15 protein-coding genes are annotated in these 15,439 nt (G+C 64.3%); 9 read left to right on the top strand and 6 right to left on the bottom strand.

Translation table 11 applies throughout. From position 1 onward, the window contains the following. Together FFS60_RS21965 and FFS60_RS21970 are read left to right on the top strand one after the other, a co-directional pair. Positions 1-740, top strand: a 740-nt coding sequence (locus FFS60_RS21965) for an SDR family NAD(P)-dependent oxidoreductase (RefSeq protein ID WP_137823143.1), incomplete at its 5' end; no start/stop codon positions are given. A 3-nt stretch (positions 741-743) separates the two neighbouring features. Continuing rightward, on the top strand, positions 744-1,361 hold the full coding sequence (locus FFS60_RS21970; RefSeq protein ID WP_371926474.1) for an NADPH-dependent F420 reductase: 618 nt from the start codon (positions 744-746) through the stop codon (positions 1,359-1,361). Between the two features lie 173 nt (positions 1,362-1,534). On the opposite strand, the gene FFS60_RS21975 is transcribed toward FFS60_RS21970, so the two are convergent. Beyond that, positions 1,535-2,359 (bottom strand): alpha/beta fold hydrolase, encoded by an 825-nt coding sequence (locus FFS60_RS21975; RefSeq protein ID WP_028626459.1) that lies wholly within the window; start codon positions 2,357-2,359, stop codon positions 1,535-1,537. 89 nt (positions 2,360-2,448) lie between these two features. Continuing rightward, on the bottom strand, positions 2,449-3,006 hold the full coding sequence (locus tag FFS60_RS21980; RefSeq protein ID WP_028626458.1) for a cysteine hydrolase family protein: 558 nt from the start codon (positions 3,004-3,006) through the stop codon (positions 2,449-2,451). A 105-nt stretch (positions 3,007-3,111) separates the two neighbouring features. Between FFS60_RS21980 and FFS60_RS21985 the strand changes: the two genes are divergently transcribed. Then, positions 3,112-4,086, top strand: coding sequence for a GlxA family transcriptional regulator (locus FFS60_RS21985; protein WP_028626457.1), 975 nt, complete (start codon positions 3,112-3,114; stop codon positions 4,084-4,086). Here the strand turns inward: FFS60_RS21985 and FFS60_RS21990 are convergent. From FFS60_RS21990 to FFS60_RS22000, 3 genes are all read right to left on the bottom strand, one after another. After that, positions 4,083-4,418: a hypothetical protein gene (locus FFS60_RS21990; RefSeq protein ID WP_137823145.1), complete on the bottom strand. Its 336-nt coding sequence runs from the start codon at positions 4,416-4,418 to the stop codon at positions 4,083-4,085. The two genes, FFS60_RS21985 and FFS60_RS21990, sit on opposite strands and share 4 nt — an antisense overlap. Positions 4,419-4,575: 157 nt before the next feature. Continuing rightward, a complete protein-coding gene (locus tag FFS60_RS21995; RefSeq protein ID WP_028626455.1) occupies positions 4,576-4,896 on the bottom strand; it encodes a DUF2025 family protein in 321 nt (106 codons plus the stop codon). A gap of 163 nt (positions 4,897-5,059) precedes the next feature. Beyond that, on the bottom strand, positions 5,060-6,385 hold the full coding sequence (locus FFS60_RS22000) for an MFS transporter (RefSeq protein ID WP_137823146.1): 1,326 nt from the start codon (positions 6,383-6,385) through the stop codon (positions 5,060-5,062). Between the two features lie 174 nt (positions 6,386-6,559). Between FFS60_RS22000 and FFS60_RS22005 the strand changes: the two genes are divergently transcribed. The 5 genes from FFS60_RS22005 to FFS60_RS22025 all read left to right on the top strand — a co-directional run bounded on the left by FFS60_RS22005 (position 6,560) and on the right by FFS60_RS22025 (position 12,736). Beyond that, complete coding sequence (locus FFS60_RS22005) at positions 6,560-7,474, top strand: LysR family transcriptional regulator (RefSeq protein WP_137823147.1); 915 nt, start codon at positions 6,560-6,562, stop codon at positions 7,472-7,474. Between the two features lie 255 nt (positions 7,475-7,729). Next, on the top strand, positions 7,730-9,817 hold the full coding sequence (locus FFS60_RS22010) for an LTA synthase family protein (RefSeq protein ID WP_137823148.1): 2,088 nt from the start codon (positions 7,730-7,732) through the stop codon (positions 9,815-9,817). 437 nt (positions 9,818-10,254) lie between these two features. Beyond that, positions 10,255-10,887 carry a maleylacetoacetate isomerase gene (gene maiA, locus FFS60_RS22015; protein ID WP_137823149.1) on the top strand — a complete coding sequence of 211 codons (633 nt, stop codon included), beginning with the start codon at positions 10,255-10,257 and terminating at the stop codon, positions 10,885-10,887. Between the two features lie 142 nt (positions 10,888-11,029). Next, positions 11,030-12,106, top strand: coding sequence for a 4-hydroxyphenylpyruvate dioxygenase (hppD, locus tag FFS60_RS22020; RefSeq protein WP_028626450.1), 1,077 nt, complete (start codon positions 11,030-11,032; stop codon positions 12,104-12,106). Positions 12,107-12,250: 144 nt separating this feature from the next. Next, positions 12,251-12,736 (top strand): adenosine-specific kinase, encoded by a 486-nt coding sequence (locus FFS60_RS22025; RefSeq protein ID WP_028626449.1) that lies wholly within the window; start codon positions 12,251-12,253, stop codon positions 12,734-12,736. Positions 12,737-12,940: 204 nt separating this feature from the next. Here the strand turns inward: FFS60_RS22025 and FFS60_RS22030 are convergent, their stop codons facing one another. Then, a complete protein-coding gene (locus FFS60_RS22030; RefSeq protein ID WP_028626448.1) occupies positions 12,941-14,326 on the bottom strand; it encodes an MBL fold metallo-hydrolase in 1,386 nt (461 codons plus the stop codon). A 192-nt stretch (positions 14,327-14,518) separates the two neighbouring features. On the opposite strand from FFS60_RS22030, the gene FFS60_RS22035 reads away from it, so the two are divergent. After that, on the top strand, positions 14,519-15,418 hold the full coding sequence (locus FFS60_RS22035; protein ID WP_137823150.1) for a diguanylate cyclase domain-containing protein: 900 nt from the start codon (positions 14,519-14,521) through the stop codon (positions 15,416-15,418). Positions 15,419-15,439: the final 21 nt, after the last annotated feature.

Below are 15,439 nucleotides of genomic sequence, written 5' to 3' on the forward strand. Positions count from 1 at the left end.
CCCTCCCCCTCGCCGGCAAGACCGCCCTCGTTACCGGCGGCTCCCGCTCCATCGGCGCCGCTATCGCCAAGCGCCTGGCCGCTGACGGTGCCGCCGTCGCCATCACCTACAGCGCCTCGCCGGACAAGGCCGCGGAAGTCGTGCGTGCCATCCAGGCAACCGGCGGCCGCGCCGTTGCCATCCAGGCCGACGCCGGCAATCCGGCCGCCGTGCGCGCCGCCGTCGCCGAAACCGTGGACGCCCTCGGCAGCCTGGATATCCTGGTGAACAACGCAGGCCTTGGCTTGGGCGGCCCCATCGACGAAATCCCCTTCGAAACCTACGAGCGCATGTTGGCGGTGAATGTCACCGGCGTGTTCGTGGCCACCCAGGAAGCCGTACGCCATATGTCGGCAGGTGGGCGCATCGTGCATATCGGCTCCTCCATGACCCATTACGCGGCCTTCCCCACAGCCTCGCTCTATACCCTGACCAAAGGTGCCATCGCCGGCTTCAACCGCAGCCTGGTACGAGACCTCGGACCGCGCGGCATCACAGTGAATACCGTGCATCCCGGCCCCACCGACACCGACATGAACCCGGACGGCGGCCCGGTGAGCCAGATCGTCGGCCCCGGCATCGCCATCGGCCGTTATGGCAAACCGGAAGAGATCGCCCATGTGGTGGCCTTCCTCGCCGGACCGGACGCGTCCTTCGTCACCGGCGCCGACATCATCGCCGACGGCGGCTTCACCGCCTGATCCATCCGGAGAACACGCATGAAAAGCATTGGAATCATCGGTGCAGGCGCCATCGGCGCAGCCTTTGCCAAAGCGCTGGCCCGTCAGGGTATCGAAGCGGTAATCGCCAACAGCCGCGGTCCGGAATCCCTGGCGGAACTCGTCCGCGATCTCGGTCCGACCATCAAGGCCGGCACCCGCGAGCAGGCAGCCGCGCAGGACATCGTTATGGTGGCAGTGAACTGGTCGAAGCTGCCCGCCGCCCTGGCAGGCCTGCCAGACTTCGCCGGGCGCATCGTGATCGACGCCAACAACCCTATCGAGGCGCCGCTGTTCAAGCCGGCGGAACTGCACGGCCGGCTGTCCAGCGAGGTGTTCACCGACCTGGTACCCGGCGCCCGTGTGGTGAAGGCCTTCAACCACCTGCAGCCGCAACTGATATCGGGCAATCCGGCCAGCGAGGGCGGTCGCCGCGTGCTGTTCTATTCGGGCGACGACGCTCGGGCCAAGGTTGACGTGGGTGGGCTGATCGAGCGCCTGGGGTTCTTCGGAATCGACCTCGGTGCACTGGCCATCGGCGGCCGCCTGGTGCAGTTCCCCGGCGGCCCCCTGCCAGCCCTCAACCTGGTGCGCTTCGGCTGACAATCAGCCGACGAGGTCCACCACCACTTTGCCCTGGGCGTCACCGCTGGCCACCAGCCGGTGCGCGTCCAGGGCCCTTGTGGATTTCATCGCACAGAAGCTCGCGTAGTCAGTGGCCGGATGGAGCGAGGCCCGACATTGCAGCGCCGGGCCTCACACCTTCGCCACCCTGCCTATGACTTGATGAAAGCCAGCAGATCGGCATTGACCTGTTCCTTGTGGGTGTCGGTCAGGCCATGGGGAGCGCCGGGATAGACCAGCAACTTCGCGTCCTTGACCAGCTTGGCCGACTCCAGCCCGGAGGCCTTGATCGGTACGATCTGGTCGTCGTCGCCATGCAGGATCAGCGTCGGGATGTCGAACTTCTTCAGATCTTCGCGGAAGTCGGTCTCGGAGAAGGCCTTGATGCAGTCATAGGCGCTCTTGTGGCCAGCCATCATGCCTTGCATCCAGAAGGAGTCGATCAACCCCTGCGACACCTTGGCGCCCGGGCGGTTGAACCCGAAGAAGGGGCCACTGGCGATGTCCTTGTAGAGCTGCGAGCGATCAGCCACGGAGCCGGCCCGAATGCCGTCGAAGGCTTCGATCGGCGTGCCCAGCGGGTTGTCCTCGCTCAGCACCATTTTCGGCGGCACGGCAGCGATCAGTCCGGCCTTGGCCAAGCGCCCGGTACCGTGGCGGCCGATGTAACGGGCCACTTCACCGCCACCGGTGGAAAAGCCGAAGAGGATTGCATCGCGCAGGTCCAGCGCCTCGATCAGTTCAGCCAGATCGTCTGCGTAGGTGTCCATGTCATTGCCTTCCCAGGGTTGGCTGGAGCGGCCATGACCACGGCGGTCGTGGGCGATGACGCGGTAGCCCTGGCTGGCCAGGAAGAACATCTGCGACTCCCAGCTATCGGACGTCAGCGGCCAGCCATGGCTGAAGACAATGGGCTGACCGGAGCCCCAGTCCTTGTAGTAGAGCTGCGTACCATCTCGGGTGGTGATGCTGCCCATCTTGCGCACTCCTTCGGTGTCGGGCCCCGGCCCGGGGCCCCATTGGGTGGGAAGGTTCTCGATTGCACTCGACTGCATCAGCGGCGGGCTTACTGGCCCTGCTGCGCGAGGTATTCGTCAGTGGAAATCACAGTGGCGTAGGCGAATGCCAGTGCAGCCATGAAGGCACCATGGACCTGTTCAGCGGGGACGACCTTGCCGTTGAATTCCAGGTCCCGCGAGGCGCAGGCATCGTGGACCACCGTGACCTGATAACCATAGTCGGCCGCTGCGCGGGTGATGCCATCGACGCACATGTGGCTCATGCTGCCGACGACCGTCACCTTCTCCACGCCGTTGCTGTCGAGGATGTCCTTCAGTCCGGTTTCGCGGAAGGAGTTGACGAAGTGCTTCAGGACCACCGGCTCGCCCGGTGCATTCAGCACCTTCGGATGGATGTGCGCGCCCTCCGAGCCAGGCCGGAAGAAGGGCGCATCCGGGCTGGTGAACTCGTGACGGATGTGAACCACCAGGTCGCCTGCCTCACGGGCACCGGCGATGATCCGGGCGGCCTTGTCGGCTGCGGCGTCCGCGCCGTGGAGGGTCCAGAGGCCACCGGGGAAATAGTCTTTCTGGATGTCGACTACGATAACGGCTTGCTTGCTCATGATGTTCACCTCAGGTTGTGGGGGTGGTTGCGTGGGATCTAAGGTGAACCTTTCAGCGCCGGGCGGGGATCGGCGCAACCGACAAATTCGCAGGAAGAACTGACAATGAAGACCACGCTGGAGATCGGCCTCCTGCTCTATCCCGGTGCCCAGCTCGCAGCGGCCCACGGTCTCTCCGACCTGTTCACGGTGGCCAATCGCATGGCCGCCGAGCACACCGACGCCGACCTTCCCCTGCTGCGGGTGCGCCACTGGACGGCTGGCGATGACGGCGAGTTACGCTGCACCCTCGACAGCCACCCGGACGCCGACAGCCGAGTCGCGGTGGTGGTGGCGCTGCCTTGCATCGGTTCACTGCCCTCGACCGCAACCCTGCAGCCCTTCGCCAACTGGCTCACCCGCCAGCATGCAGAGGGCGTGACCTTGAGCTCGGTGTGCGCCGGTGCATTCGTACTGGCGCAGACGGGCCTGCTCGCCGGCCGCGCCATGACCACCCACTGGAGCCTGGCCAAGGACCTGGCCGAGCGCTATCCGGACGTGAAAGTGGATGCCGACAAACTGGTGGTGGACGACGGCGACATCATCACCGCTGGCGGCGTGATGGCCTGGACCGACCTGGGCCTGACCCTGGTGGACCGCTTGCTGGGGCCAACCATTGCCGCAGACACCGCGCGCTTCCTGGCGCTCGACCTGCCCCGCCACTCCCAGCAGTACTTCCGCCGCTTCACCCCGCGCCTCAACCATGGCGACGAGGCCGTGCTCAAGGTGCAGCACTGGCTGCAGCGCCAGGACGCACGCAACGTCAGCCTGCCCGCCATGGCCGACCAGGCTGGGCTGGGCGAGCGCACCTTCCTGCGCCGCTTCCAGCAGGCCACCGGTCTGCGACCTACCGAGTACTGCCAGCAGCTTCGTGCCGCCAAGGCCCGTGAACTGCTGGAACTGACCAACCGCTCGGTGGACCAGATCGCCTGGGAAGTCGGCTACCAGGACCCGGCGGCGTTCAGGAAGGTGTTCAACAAGATGGTCGGGCTGTCGCCCACGGATTACCGGCGGCGGTTCGGGCGCAGAAGTGCGAGCTAGGGCAGCCCCTCTCCTTCCCCATCCCTGACCTCAGTATCCCGATACACACCCAGCGCCGGATCGAAGGTGCGAATCAGAACCTGCGGCTTCTCAGTGCTGACGCGAGGCAACTGCGCGTCGCGGAACTGGTGATAGTCCGGCACCACGATGAAGGTTTGCGGCGGCAGGTCGGCGAAGGGTTGGGGCGGCGGAGAGACGTAGGGTTGCAGGGGGCGGCTGGGGTAATAAGCAGTACCAAGGTAGGGACCGACCCCGTAATAGGAATCGCCATAGCCGGTCGCCCAGGCGCCCGGCACGGCCAGGACTGATAGCAGGATTCCGAGGCGTGCCATGACGGTGCCCTCCACGGTGAATCCCCCAAGGCTTTCAGTTATAGCACCAGGCACCACACGCACTGCAGGGCCTGCGATGCCTTGCCTCGTCGCCCCGCATCGAAGGGTTCGGTCCGCCATGCACCGACCCGGACGCCTTCCAGCTCCGCTTACAGCATCAGAGCCGCAAGCGCTCGGCGCTGATTTCCGGCAAGTCGGTGCGGCGCAGGTAAATCAGCAACGCATCGCCCAGGTTGAGGCGGTCGTTGATGTTCTGTTCCAGGAGGATCTGCAGGCATTCGCGGCTGAGCGTCATCACCTGACCGGATTTCGCCACCCAGACGAACTCGCAGGCCGGCGTGATGCTGTCGTCGGGCACGTCCATGCCGAACGAGTCTTCGCTGAAACGAACGATGTACTTGCCCAGCTTGCGGTTGAAGCCGACAAAACCCTGGAGGGCGTCGGCGGCGTTGCAGATGTCGGTGGAGGTGATGCTCATGCTGTACTTCCCGGCGTTGAAGGAACTGGGGTGTGCACGCATGAAAGGCAGGGTCGCTCCCACTCTGGTCGGTGGGTAGGCGGGCATTCTGCCAGCCCTGGCCATGACCGGAGGGAGACGTGTTGTCGCACCCGGGCCCGCCTGGCGGGCCCGGGTGGAACGGTCAATGCGCCGGCTGGACGATCGCGTTGCCCGGCAGTGCCGGCAGCCGTGCCAGGTGCAAGGCCACCGCCACCGCGACGACCAGCAAGGCACCGATGAACAGGCCGACACCCTGCCAGCCGTAGTGGTGCCAGAACAGGCCGCCGAGGGTGCCGGCCAGGCTGGAACCGACGTAGTAGCTGAACAGGTACAGCGACGAGGCCTGGCCCTTGGCATTCTGGGCGCGGCGGCCTATCCAGCTGCTGGCCACCGAATGCGCACCAAAGAAACCGAAGGTGAAGATCGCCATGCCGGCCAGGATCACCCCCAACGGGCTGAACAGGGTCAGCACCAGCCCCCCCAGCATCAACAGGATGGCAGCCCAGAGCACCTTGCGCCGGCCCAGCTTGTCCGCCAGGGAACCGACCCAGGCCGAGCTGTAGATACCCGACAGGTAAACCACCGAGAGCACGCCCACCACGGCCTGGGTCATCTGGTAGGGAGACGCCAGCAGTCGGTAGCCGATGTAGTTGAACAGGGTGACGAAAGCGCCCATCAGCAGGAACCCGGTAAGGAACAGCCAGGGCAGGCCCGCATCACGGAAGTGCAGGCGATAGCCTTCCACCAGGGTGGACGGTTTGAGCGGCTGAGGACGGAAGTGCTTTGACTCCGGCAACACGCGCCAGAACACCACGCCGGCCAGCAGCGCCAGGCCGCCGAGCACGGCCAGCGCCGCGTGCCAGGAGACGAAGTCCACCAGCACGCCGCTGATCAGGCGCCCGCTCATACCGCCAATGGCGTTGCCGCTGATGTAGAGGCCCATCGAGAAACCGAGGTGATGCGGGTGGATCTCCTCGCTGAGGTAGGTCATGGCCACGGCGGCCAGGCCGCTCAGCGACAACCCGACCAGGGCGCGCATCACCAGCACGCCTTCCCAGGTCGGCATGACGGCACTGGCCAGGGTGAACAGGGCGGCGGCGATCAGCGACACCACCATCACCGGCTTGCGGCCGATGGCGTCGGACAGCGGGCCGGTCACCAGCAGGCCGAGGGCGAGCATGGCGGTGGATACCGAAAGCGCCAGGCTGCTCTGGGCAGCGGTGATGGAGAAGGCCTTGGACAGCACCGGCATCATCGGTTGCATGCAGTACAGCAGGGCAAAAGTGGCGAAACCGCCGGAGAACAGCGCCAGCGACGTGCGCATGAACTGCGGCGTGCCTTTGCGAATGTAGGTGGGAAGTTCGGGGTCGTTGGCGGCGGCATCCGGCAGCTCACTGGCTGCGTCACGCACCGCCTCGCTAAACGCGGGGTCGTCTTCGGTCTTGAGTACTGCCTGGGATTTGCTCACGGGACACCTTCGGAAGATTGCGGCGAGCAGGCACAACGAGGCCGTGCCGCCTGAATCAGGGGCTGGGAATATTCGTTGTTGGGGTTATGGGACGAAGGATATCGGGCGGTTTATATTATCTCCAATATATTATTCGACACATTTAATACGCTAAACATATCAAAAGGCCGCCCCATGGAACTGAGACATCTGCGCTACTTCATCGCCGTGGCCGAGGAACTGCACTTCGGTCGAGCCGCCGAGCAACTGGGCATCTCCCAGCCTCCGCTGAGCCAGCAGATCCAGGCCCTGGAAGAAGAAATCGGCGCACGCCTGCTGGAACGCACCAACCGCCGGGTGGAACTGACCGAAGCCGGCCGGCGCTTCCTCGACGAGGCCCGACAGGTGCTGGTGCAAGTGGACAAGGCCGTGCAACTGGCGCGCCGCGCCCATCGTGGCGAGTTGGGTGAGCTGAAGGTGGGCTTCACCTCGTCCGCCCCGTTCACCTCCAGCATTCCCCGCAGCATCCACGCCTTCCGCCAGGCCTATCCGGATGTGCACCTGGAACTTACCGAGGGCAGCAGCGCGGAAACGGTCAAGGCGCTGCTGGACGACAGCCTGCAGGTGGGGGTGATCCGTCCCCTGAACCTGCCGGACAACCTGCTGGCCGTGGAGCTGTTCAGCGAGCCGCTGGTGGCCATCCTGCGCGCCGACCACCCCCTGGCCGTCGGTAGCGAGGACGGCATCCACTTCAGTGCCCTGGCGGAGGAACCCTTCGTGTTTTTCCCGCGTACCTTCGGTACCGGCCTCTACGACCAGATGCTCGAGCTCGCCCGCAATGCCGGCTTCCTGCCCCGCGTCGCCCAGGAAGCCAGCGAAGCCATGACCATCATCGGCCTGGTATCGGCTGGACTCGGGGTATCGGTGCTGCCCGCCTCATTCCGCCGCACCCGCGTCGACGGCGTGGTCTATCGCACCCTGCTGGACCCGGGCGCGACCACCGCCGTCTGGCTGGTACGCAAACGCAGTGAACGCTCGCCCCTGGCGCTGTCGTTCATCGAACTGGTGACCCGCGAGGCCGCCGCCATTCGAGAACGCCGCGAGGGTTGAGTACAGCGCTGCGCAGCTTCGGCTCCCTGGGCGGCTACTGGAGCGACGATCGGCAATCATCGCGGCTGAACACGCCCCACAACGCGACCAATCGCCGTTCATTCGACGTTTTTTTCACATTCTGTCTGGCACAGTCCGCCGGCCTCGGCGGGCTTTATTGGAACCGATGTGCCATCAGGTGGTCTTCTTGCCTCCGGCAGCAGTTCCCTAGAGATGCCGCCCCGACTTGAAGTAGACCTATGGATGCTTGATCGCATGACCGCACAGGAACCCGTTACCACCCGGCAGTCCTCGTTCAACCTGGACCGTCCCACCGTCAAGAGCCACCTCGTCTTCACCCTGCTCAGCGCCGCCGCCCTGATGGTGATGTACAGCCTGCTGCGGGTGGCGCTGCTGGTGTACAACAGCGACCAGATCGGCGACAGCCCGGCCTCGGTCTTCGTCGAAGCCTTCTACAATGGCCTGCGCTTCGACCTGCGCGTGGTGGTGTTCGCCTGCGTTCCGTTGCTGCTTTCCCTGCTCAGCGTCCGCGCCATGGCCGCCCGGGGCCTGCACCGGATCTGGCTGACACTCTTCGCCAGCCTCACCCTGTTCCTCGGCATCAGTGAGCTGGACTTCTATCGCGAGTTCCACCAGCGCCTGAACAGCCTGGTGTTCCAGTACATGCAGGAGGACCTGGGGACTGTTGCCAGCATGATCTGGAACGGCTTCCCGGTCGGTCGCTACCTGATCGCCTGGGCCCTGGCCACTGCGGTGCTCTACCTGATGTTCCGTGGCCTGGACCTGCTGAGCCGCCCACGATCCCCTGCCCTGCACGGCCGTCCGGCCGTTCACCATCACGCCCCCTGGTTCGCCCGTGTGGCTGTCTTCCTGGTCTGCCTGGTGGTCGCGACTACTGCCGCCCGCGGCCACCTGCGCCAAGGTCCGCCGCTGCGCTGGGGCGATGCCTTCACCACCGACTCGATGTTCGCCAACCAGTTGGGCCTGAATGGCACCCTGACCCTGGTGGACGCCGCCAAGAACAGTTTCTCCTCCCACCGCGACAACGCCTGGAAGGCCACCCTGCCCGAGGATGAAGCCCTGGCGGCCGTGCGTCAGATGCTCCTGACGCCCAACGACAACCTGGTTGATGCCGACAAGGCCGCCATCCGCCGTGACTTCACACCGCCAGCAGAGGGCACCCTGCCGATCCGCAACGTGGTGGTCATCCTCATGGAGAGCTTCGCTGGCCGCTACGTCGGCGCCATGGGCAGCCCGGAGGGCATTACCCCGTACTTCGACCAACTGGCCAAGGAGGGTCTGCTGTTCGACCGTTTCTTCTCCAACGGCACCCACACCCACCAGGGGATGTTCGCCACAATGGCCTGCTTCCCCAACCTGCCCAGCTTCGAGTACCTGATGCGTACCCCCGAGGGCGCACACAAGTTCTCCGGCCTGCCGCAACTGCTCAGCGCCCGCGACTACAACGATCTGTATGTCTACAACGGCAACTTCCAGTGGGATAACCAGTCCGGCTTCTTCAGCAACCAGGGCATGACCCGCTTCGTCGGCCGCGAGGATTTCGTCAATCCGGTGTTCATGGACAAGACCTGGGGCGTTTCCGACCAGGACATGTTCGACCGGGGCGCCGCCGAACTGGCGAAGATGCCCACCGACAAGCCCTTCTATGCCCTGCTGCAGACCCTCTCCAACCACACGCCCTACGCCTTGCCGACCGAACTGCCGGTGGAAAAGGTCAGCGGGCACGGCGCCCACGACGAACACCTGACCGCCATGCGCTACTCCGACTGGGCCTTGGGCCAGTTCTTCGAGAAGGCGCGCAAGGAGCCCTACTTCAAGGACACCCTGTTCGTGGTAGTCGGCGACCATGGCTTTGGCAGTGACAAGCAACTCACCGAGATGGACCTGTTCCGCTTCAACGTGCCGCTGCTGTTGATCGGCCCCGGCGTGCAGGAAAAGTTCGGCACCCTGAATCACACCGTCGGTACGCAGATCGATGTCGTGCCCACGATCATGGGCCGCCTGGGCGGCGAGGTTCGGCACCAGTGCTGGGGCCGCGACCTGCTCAACCTGCCAGCCGACGACCCGGGCATCGGCGTGATCAAGCCGTCCGGCAGCGACCAGACCGTCGCCATCGTCAGCAGTGACCGCATCCTGGTACAGCCCAAGGACTTCCCGGCGCGCCTGTACCAGTACCAGTTGGGGGCCAACGCGAAGGCCGAACGCATCCCCGGCGACAGCGACCCGCGCCTGCAGAAGTACCTGGAAGCCTTCCTACAGACCGCCACCGGCAGCCTGCTGAACAACACCGCCGGCGTGCAGGACGCCAAGCAGCACCAGTGACTGAAAAGGCCCCGCTCAATGCGGGGCCTTCTTTTTGTGCGCTCTATCGTGGGGGCGAATTCATTGGCTATGTCTGCATTGCGTGTTGCAGGCAGCTGCATTGCCCGTAGGAGCTGGCTTGCCAGCGAATGGCCCCGTTTCGCTGGCAAGCCAGCTCCTACAAGGCTCTTGGCCCGCTGGTCAATCTCTCGCAACAGCTAACGCAGGCATCGCCTATTCATTCGCCAAGCAGACCGCAGGTCTGCCCTGCGGAATTCGTCTGGGGCTGCGTTGCATCCCTTAGCGAATAAATTCCCCCCACAGCCTTTCCTGGCGCCGCTCGCTGCTTGACAGTCCCGCCCCAAGCCCGCAAATTACGCAAAGTGTAAATTGATTACGAAAATAACAATGCTGGCTTCCGGACCTCACACCGGAGCGCCTGCCGCCGAGCGATTGCCATGGACCTCTACACCTATTACCGCTCCACCTCCTCCTACCGGGTGCGCATTGCCCTGGCGCTGAAGGGGCTGGACGCCCGGAACATTCCGGTGAACCTGATCAAGGACGGCGGCCAGCAACACACCCCCGAATACAAGTCGATCAATCCCCAGGGCCGCGTGCCCAGCCTGCGCACCGACAACGGCCAGGTACTGATCCAGTCCCCTGCCATCATCGAATACCTCGAAGAGCGCTTTCCCCAACCGGCACTCCTGCCCCAGGACCTGGAAGCACGTGCGCGCCAGCGTGCGGTAGCGGCCATCATCGGCTGCGATATCCACCCGCTGCACAACGTCGCCGTGCTCAATCGCCTGCGTGGCCTGAAGGTGGAGGAAGTGGAGGTGATTAACTGGATTCGTCACTGGATCGCAGAGGGCTTCAACGCGGTCGAAGCGCTGATTGGCGACGAAGGTTTCTGCTTCGGCGAACCGGGCCTGGCCGACGTCTACCTGCTACCGCAGGTCTACGCCGCCCGCCGCTTCGAGCTGGACCTGTCACACTATCCGAAGATCGCCCGGGTCGAATGCCTTGCCCTTGAGCATCCGGCATTCACCCAGGCGCACCCCGACCAACAAGCCGACAAACCGGCCTGAGGCCACCGCTATGAAAAGCCTCGGATTCAAAGTCACCATCGGCGACTACCTCGCCCGCAGCGTACGCGGCATTTCCTGCGCGCCACCAGCTGCCACCTCGCATTGACCCATACTTCCAATCAAATGCTTGAGGTGCCAAAAAATGGCTGACATCTTCGAAAACCCCATGGGCCTGATGGGCTTTGAATTCATCGAGTTCGCCTCGCCCACCCCGAACACCCTGGAACCCATCTTCGCCATGATGGGCTTCACCAAGGTCGCCACCCACCGCTCCAAGGACGTGCACCTGTATCGCCAGGGCGAGATCAACCTGATCCTGAACAACGAGCCCAGGAGCCTGGCCGCCTATTTCGCTGCCGAGCACGGCCCGTCCGTCTGCGGCATGGCCTTCCGCGTGAAGAACGCCCACCAGGCCTACGCCCGCGCCCTGGAACTGGGCGCCCAGCCCATCGAGATCCCCACCGGACCGATGGAACTGCGCCTGCCGGCGATCAAGGGCATCGGCGGCGCGCCGCTGTACCTGATCGACCGTTTCGGCGAAGGCTCCTCGATCTACGACATCGACTTCGAATTCATCGAGGGCGTCGACCGCCACCCGAAGGGTGCCGGCCTGAAGATCATCGACCACCTGACCCACAACGTGTACCGCGGTCGCATGGCCTACTGGGCGGACTTCTACGAGAAGCTGTTCAACTTCCGCGAGATCCGCTACTTCGACATCAAGGGCGAGTACACCGGCCTGACCTCCAAGGCCATGACAGCACCGGACGGCATGATCCGCATCCCGCTCAACGAGGAATCCTCCAAGGGCGCCGGGCAGATCGAAGAGTTCCTGATGCAGTTCAACGGTGAAGGCATCCAGCACGTCGCCTTTTTCACCGACGACCTGGTCAAGACCTGGGACGAACTCAAATCCCTGGGCATGCGCTTCATGACCGCGCCACCGGCCACCTACTACGAAATGCTCCAGGGCCGCCTGCCGAACCACGGCGAGCCGGAAGGCGAGTTGCAGTCGCGCGGCATCCTACTGGACGGCACCACCGAAGACGGCAGCAAACGCCTGTTGCTGCAGATTTTCTCGGAAACCCTGATGGGCCCGGTGTTCTTCGAGTTCATCCAGCGCAAGGGTGACGACGGGTTCGGCGAGGGCAACTTCAAGGCCCTGTTCGAATCCATCGAGCGCGACCAGATCCGCCGAGGCGTGCTGAGCACCGAATAAGCGGCTATTTCCAGCAAGAAACCCGGCATCCGCCGGGTTTTTTCATACTGAGTTGGCACCCGCTGCCTTGGCTGACTGCTGGGTGACCGCGCCGCTGCCAGTCCCCTGGCTATGCTTGTTCCATGGGGGTTGGAGGCGCACCACATGCAACTCATCAGCGTCAGTATCGACAAGCCGGAGTCGATCAATTTCGTCTTCGGCCAGACCCACTTCATCAAGTCCGTCGAAGACATCCACGAAACCCTGGTGGGCGCCGTGCCCGGAATCCGCTTCGGGCTGGCCTTCTGCGAAGCCTCGGGCAAATGCCTGGTGCGCTGCTCCGGCACCGATGAGGCCATGCTCGAACTGGCCCGCACGAACGCCCTCGCCATCGGCGCCGGGCACAGCTTCATCGTCTTCCTCGGCGACGGTTTCTATCCGGTCAATGTGCTCAACAGCCTGAAGCTGGTGCCGGAGGTCTGCCGGATCTTTTGCGCCACCGCCAACCCCACCCAGGTCATCCTCGCCGAGACCGAGCAGGGCCGCGGCGTGCTAGGCGTGGTAGACGGCTTCTCGCCGAGTGGAGTCGAAGGTGCCGACGACATCGCCTGGCGCAAGGGGCTGCTGAGGCAGATCGGCTACAAGCTCTGAGCCCGATACGATCTCCGACAGTTTGCGCTTGCGCCCGGCGAACCCGGCCATGGTCATCGGCCTGGGTAAATCGCGCGCAAAAAAAAGCTGCCATCGCCGGCAGCTTGAGTTTGCACCCTGGCACGTCCTGTGCCCTTTCTGTTCCTGCATGCAGGATGCCCGTTGGAGATGACCGGTTGGTGACCGAATCACTGCAGGTCGATGTCAGTCGCCCTCCCCCGCCAGCGCATCCAGGGACACCCGCTGGCGATACTCGGCGACGGAAACCGACCAGCCCAGTTCGTGGCTTATGCGCCGGCGCAGGCAATCAGCGGCATCAGGTTCCCCGTGGACCACGAAGGTGTGTTTCGGAATCCGGGAGAACGGCCGCAGCCAGTCGAGGATCTCGCCGGCATCAGCATGGGCGGAGAGGTTCTCCAGCATCACCACCTCTGCCCGGATGGGGATGTCTTCGCCATGGATACGCACCTCGCGGGCGCCGGAAGCGATCATTGCGCCACGGGTACCGCCCGCCTGGAAGCCGGACAGCAGGATGGTGTTGCGCGCGTTAGGTGCCAGCGCCTTGAGGTGATGCAGCACCCGCCCGCCGGTCGCCATCCCGCTGCCGGCGATGATCACCGCCGGCGTACGCAATTGCTCCAGGCGCTTGGCTTCATCCACCGTCCGCACGAAGCGCGCCACCTGGCACATGCCCTCGCACTCTGCACGACTCAGGCGGTGCTCGGTCCGGAAGCGCTGGTAGAGCGTGGTCACGTCAGTGGCCATGGGGCTGTTGAGGTAGACGGGCAGGTCCGGAATCATCCCGTCCTGCTTCAGGCGATACAGCAAGTACATCAGCAATTGCGCCCGCCCCACCGCGAAGGACGGTACGACCACTATCCCCTTGCGCAGCGCCGTTCGGTTGATGACGTCGGCCAGCACCCGCTGGGTGTCTTCCGAGGGGTGCTGGCGATTGCCGTAGGTGGACTCCACCACCAGGAAATCAGCGCCCTCGACGACTTCCGGCGCCACCATCAGTGGATCGTCCGGGCGCCCGAGGTCGCCGGAAAAAAGGACGCGACGCCCCCCCGCCTCCAGTTCCACCATCGCCGCCCCCAGGATGTGCCCGGCCGGCCGCAACTGCAGGCGGACCCCCGAAGCGATCTCGTAGGAACGGTGCCAGGCGAACGGGCGCAACTGCTTCAGGGCTTGCTCCGCATCGGCTTCGGTATAGAGCGGCTTGGCCGGATGGTGGCGGGAGTAACCTCGGCGATTGGCGTACTCGGCCTCCTCCTCCTGCAAGCGCGCGCTATCGCGCAGGAGGATTTCCACGAGTTCGCACGTGGCCTCGGTGGCATAGATGGGGCCTGCGTAACCGTCCCGCACCAACGCAGGCAGGTAGCCGCTGTGGTCCAGGTGGGCGTGGGTCAGCACCACGGCATCCAGCCGGTGCGGGCGGATCGGGAAACGCTCCCAGTTGCGCAGCCGTAGCGCCTTGTAGCCCTGGAACAGGCCGCAATCCACCAGCACCCGCTGCCCTTCATGCTCCAGCAGGTACTTGCTGCCGGTCACCGTGCCAGCACCGCCAAGAAAGCTGATATGGGTACCCATCTCGATCACCGTCTCTTGCGTCGATCCATACGAATCTCTGGAGGGAAACTCTAGCTGCCAGCGAGCAGCACGCCTTGGGCAAAGGTAGGGGATGGCGGTGTGCCACAGGCCTGATGCCGATCAAGAAAACCCGTAAATCCATCACATAGAGTCTTGGCTGTGTGCGACCTCTTGCCGCGCTGGAGTACCCAATTGAACGAGTGCGACCGGCAGCTACTGGCCAGGGCTATGGAAGGCGCCGCCAATGCCATCCTGATCACCGACTGCAATGGACGCATCGAATGGGCCAACCCGGCCTTCTGCATGCTCAGCGGTTACTCGCTCGCAGAGTTGCTGGGCAAGACTCCCGCGCTGCTCAAATCCGGGGAACAGGACCCCGATTTCTATGCCCGGCTCTGGAGCACCGTGCTGAGCGGCAAGCCCTGGCAGGGCGAGTTGCTGGAGCGCGCCAGGGACGGCAGCTTCTACCGGGTCAACCAGGTCATCACACCGCTGCTCGACGACCAGGGCCGGGTCAGCCAGTTGCTGGCCATCCAGCACAGTTTCACTCAAACCGACCAGGAACGATCGCGCGTACGCTTTGAAGCCGAACACGATCCCCTGACCCGACTTCCCAACCGACGCCTGCTTTTCGAGCGTTTGCAGCAAGCGTTGCAAGAGGCTGATCAGAATGGCGTTCCGCTTGCCCTGATGTTCATCGACCTGGACAAATTCAAACCGGTCAACGATGCCTTCGGCCACGCCTATGGCGACAAACTGCTGGTCGCCGTCGCCGGTCGCCTGCTTGGGGGCGTCCGCAGGAGCGATCTGGTAGCCCGCCTGAGTGGCGATGAGTTCGTGGTAGTACTGACGACGCCCCACCAGTCTTCGGACCTGGACGCCATGGCAAAGAACCTTGTGCGACGCATTGCCCGTCCTTATCGAATCGACGGACAGACCTGCACCATCAGCGCCAGCATCGGCCTGGCGCGTTACCCCGATCACGGCCGCAATCCGGATGAGCTCCTGGCAGCAGCGGACACAGCCATGTACCAAGTGAAGGAGCGCGGCGGGAACGGCCAGAAAATGGCAGCGTGCGGCTCATCCGGCTAGCACGGTACTGCGAGAGCGGTG

Source organism: Pseudomonas sp. D(2018) (assembly GCF_005502555.1).
In the GTDB taxonomy this organism is placed as follows: domain Bacteria; phylum Pseudomonadota; class Gammaproteobacteria; order Pseudomonadales; family Pseudomonadaceae; genus Metapseudomonas; species Metapseudomonas resinovorans.

Coding starts and splice junctions, on each gene's coding strand:
- FFS60_RS21980 (WP_028626458.1), bottom strand. CDS start 3,006: ATGAGCAAGCAAGCCGTTATCGTAGTCGACATCCAGAAAGACTATTTC.
- FFS60_RS21975 (WP_028626459.1), bottom strand. CDS start 2,359: ATGGGCAGCATCACCACCCGAGATGGTACGCAGCTCTACTACAAGGAC.
- maiA (WP_137823149.1), top strand. CDS start 10,255: ATGGACCTCTACACCTATTACCGCTCCACCTCCTCCTACCGGGTGCGC.
- FFS60_RS21985 (WP_028626457.1), top strand. CDS start 3,112: ATGAAGACCACGCTGGAGATCGGCCTCCTGCTCTATCCCGGTGCCCAG.
- hppD (WP_028626450.1), top strand. CDS start 11,030: ATGGCTGACATCTTCGAAAACCCCATGGGCCTGATGGGCTTTGAATTC.
- FFS60_RS22010 (WP_137823148.1), top strand. CDS start 7,730: ATGACCGCACAGGAACCCGTTACCACCCGGCAGTCCTCGTTCAACCTG.
- FFS60_RS21990 (WP_137823145.1), bottom strand. CDS start 4,418: ATGGCACGCCTCGGAATCCTGCTATCAGTCCTGGCCGTGCCGGGCGCC.
- FFS60_RS21995 (WP_028626455.1), bottom strand. CDS start 4,896: ATGAGCATCACCTCCACCGACATCTGCAACGCCGCCGACGCCCTCCAG.
- FFS60_RS22005 (WP_137823147.1), top strand. CDS start 6,560: ATGGAACTGAGACATCTGCGCTACTTCATCGCCGTGGCCGAGGAACTG.
- FFS60_RS22025 (WP_028626449.1), top strand. CDS start 12,251: ATGCAACTCATCAGCGTCAGTATCGACAAGCCGGAGTCGATCAATTTC.
- FFS60_RS22030 (WP_028626448.1), bottom strand. CDS start 14,326: ATGGGTACCCATATCAGCTTTCTTGGCGGTGCTGGCACGGTGACCGGC.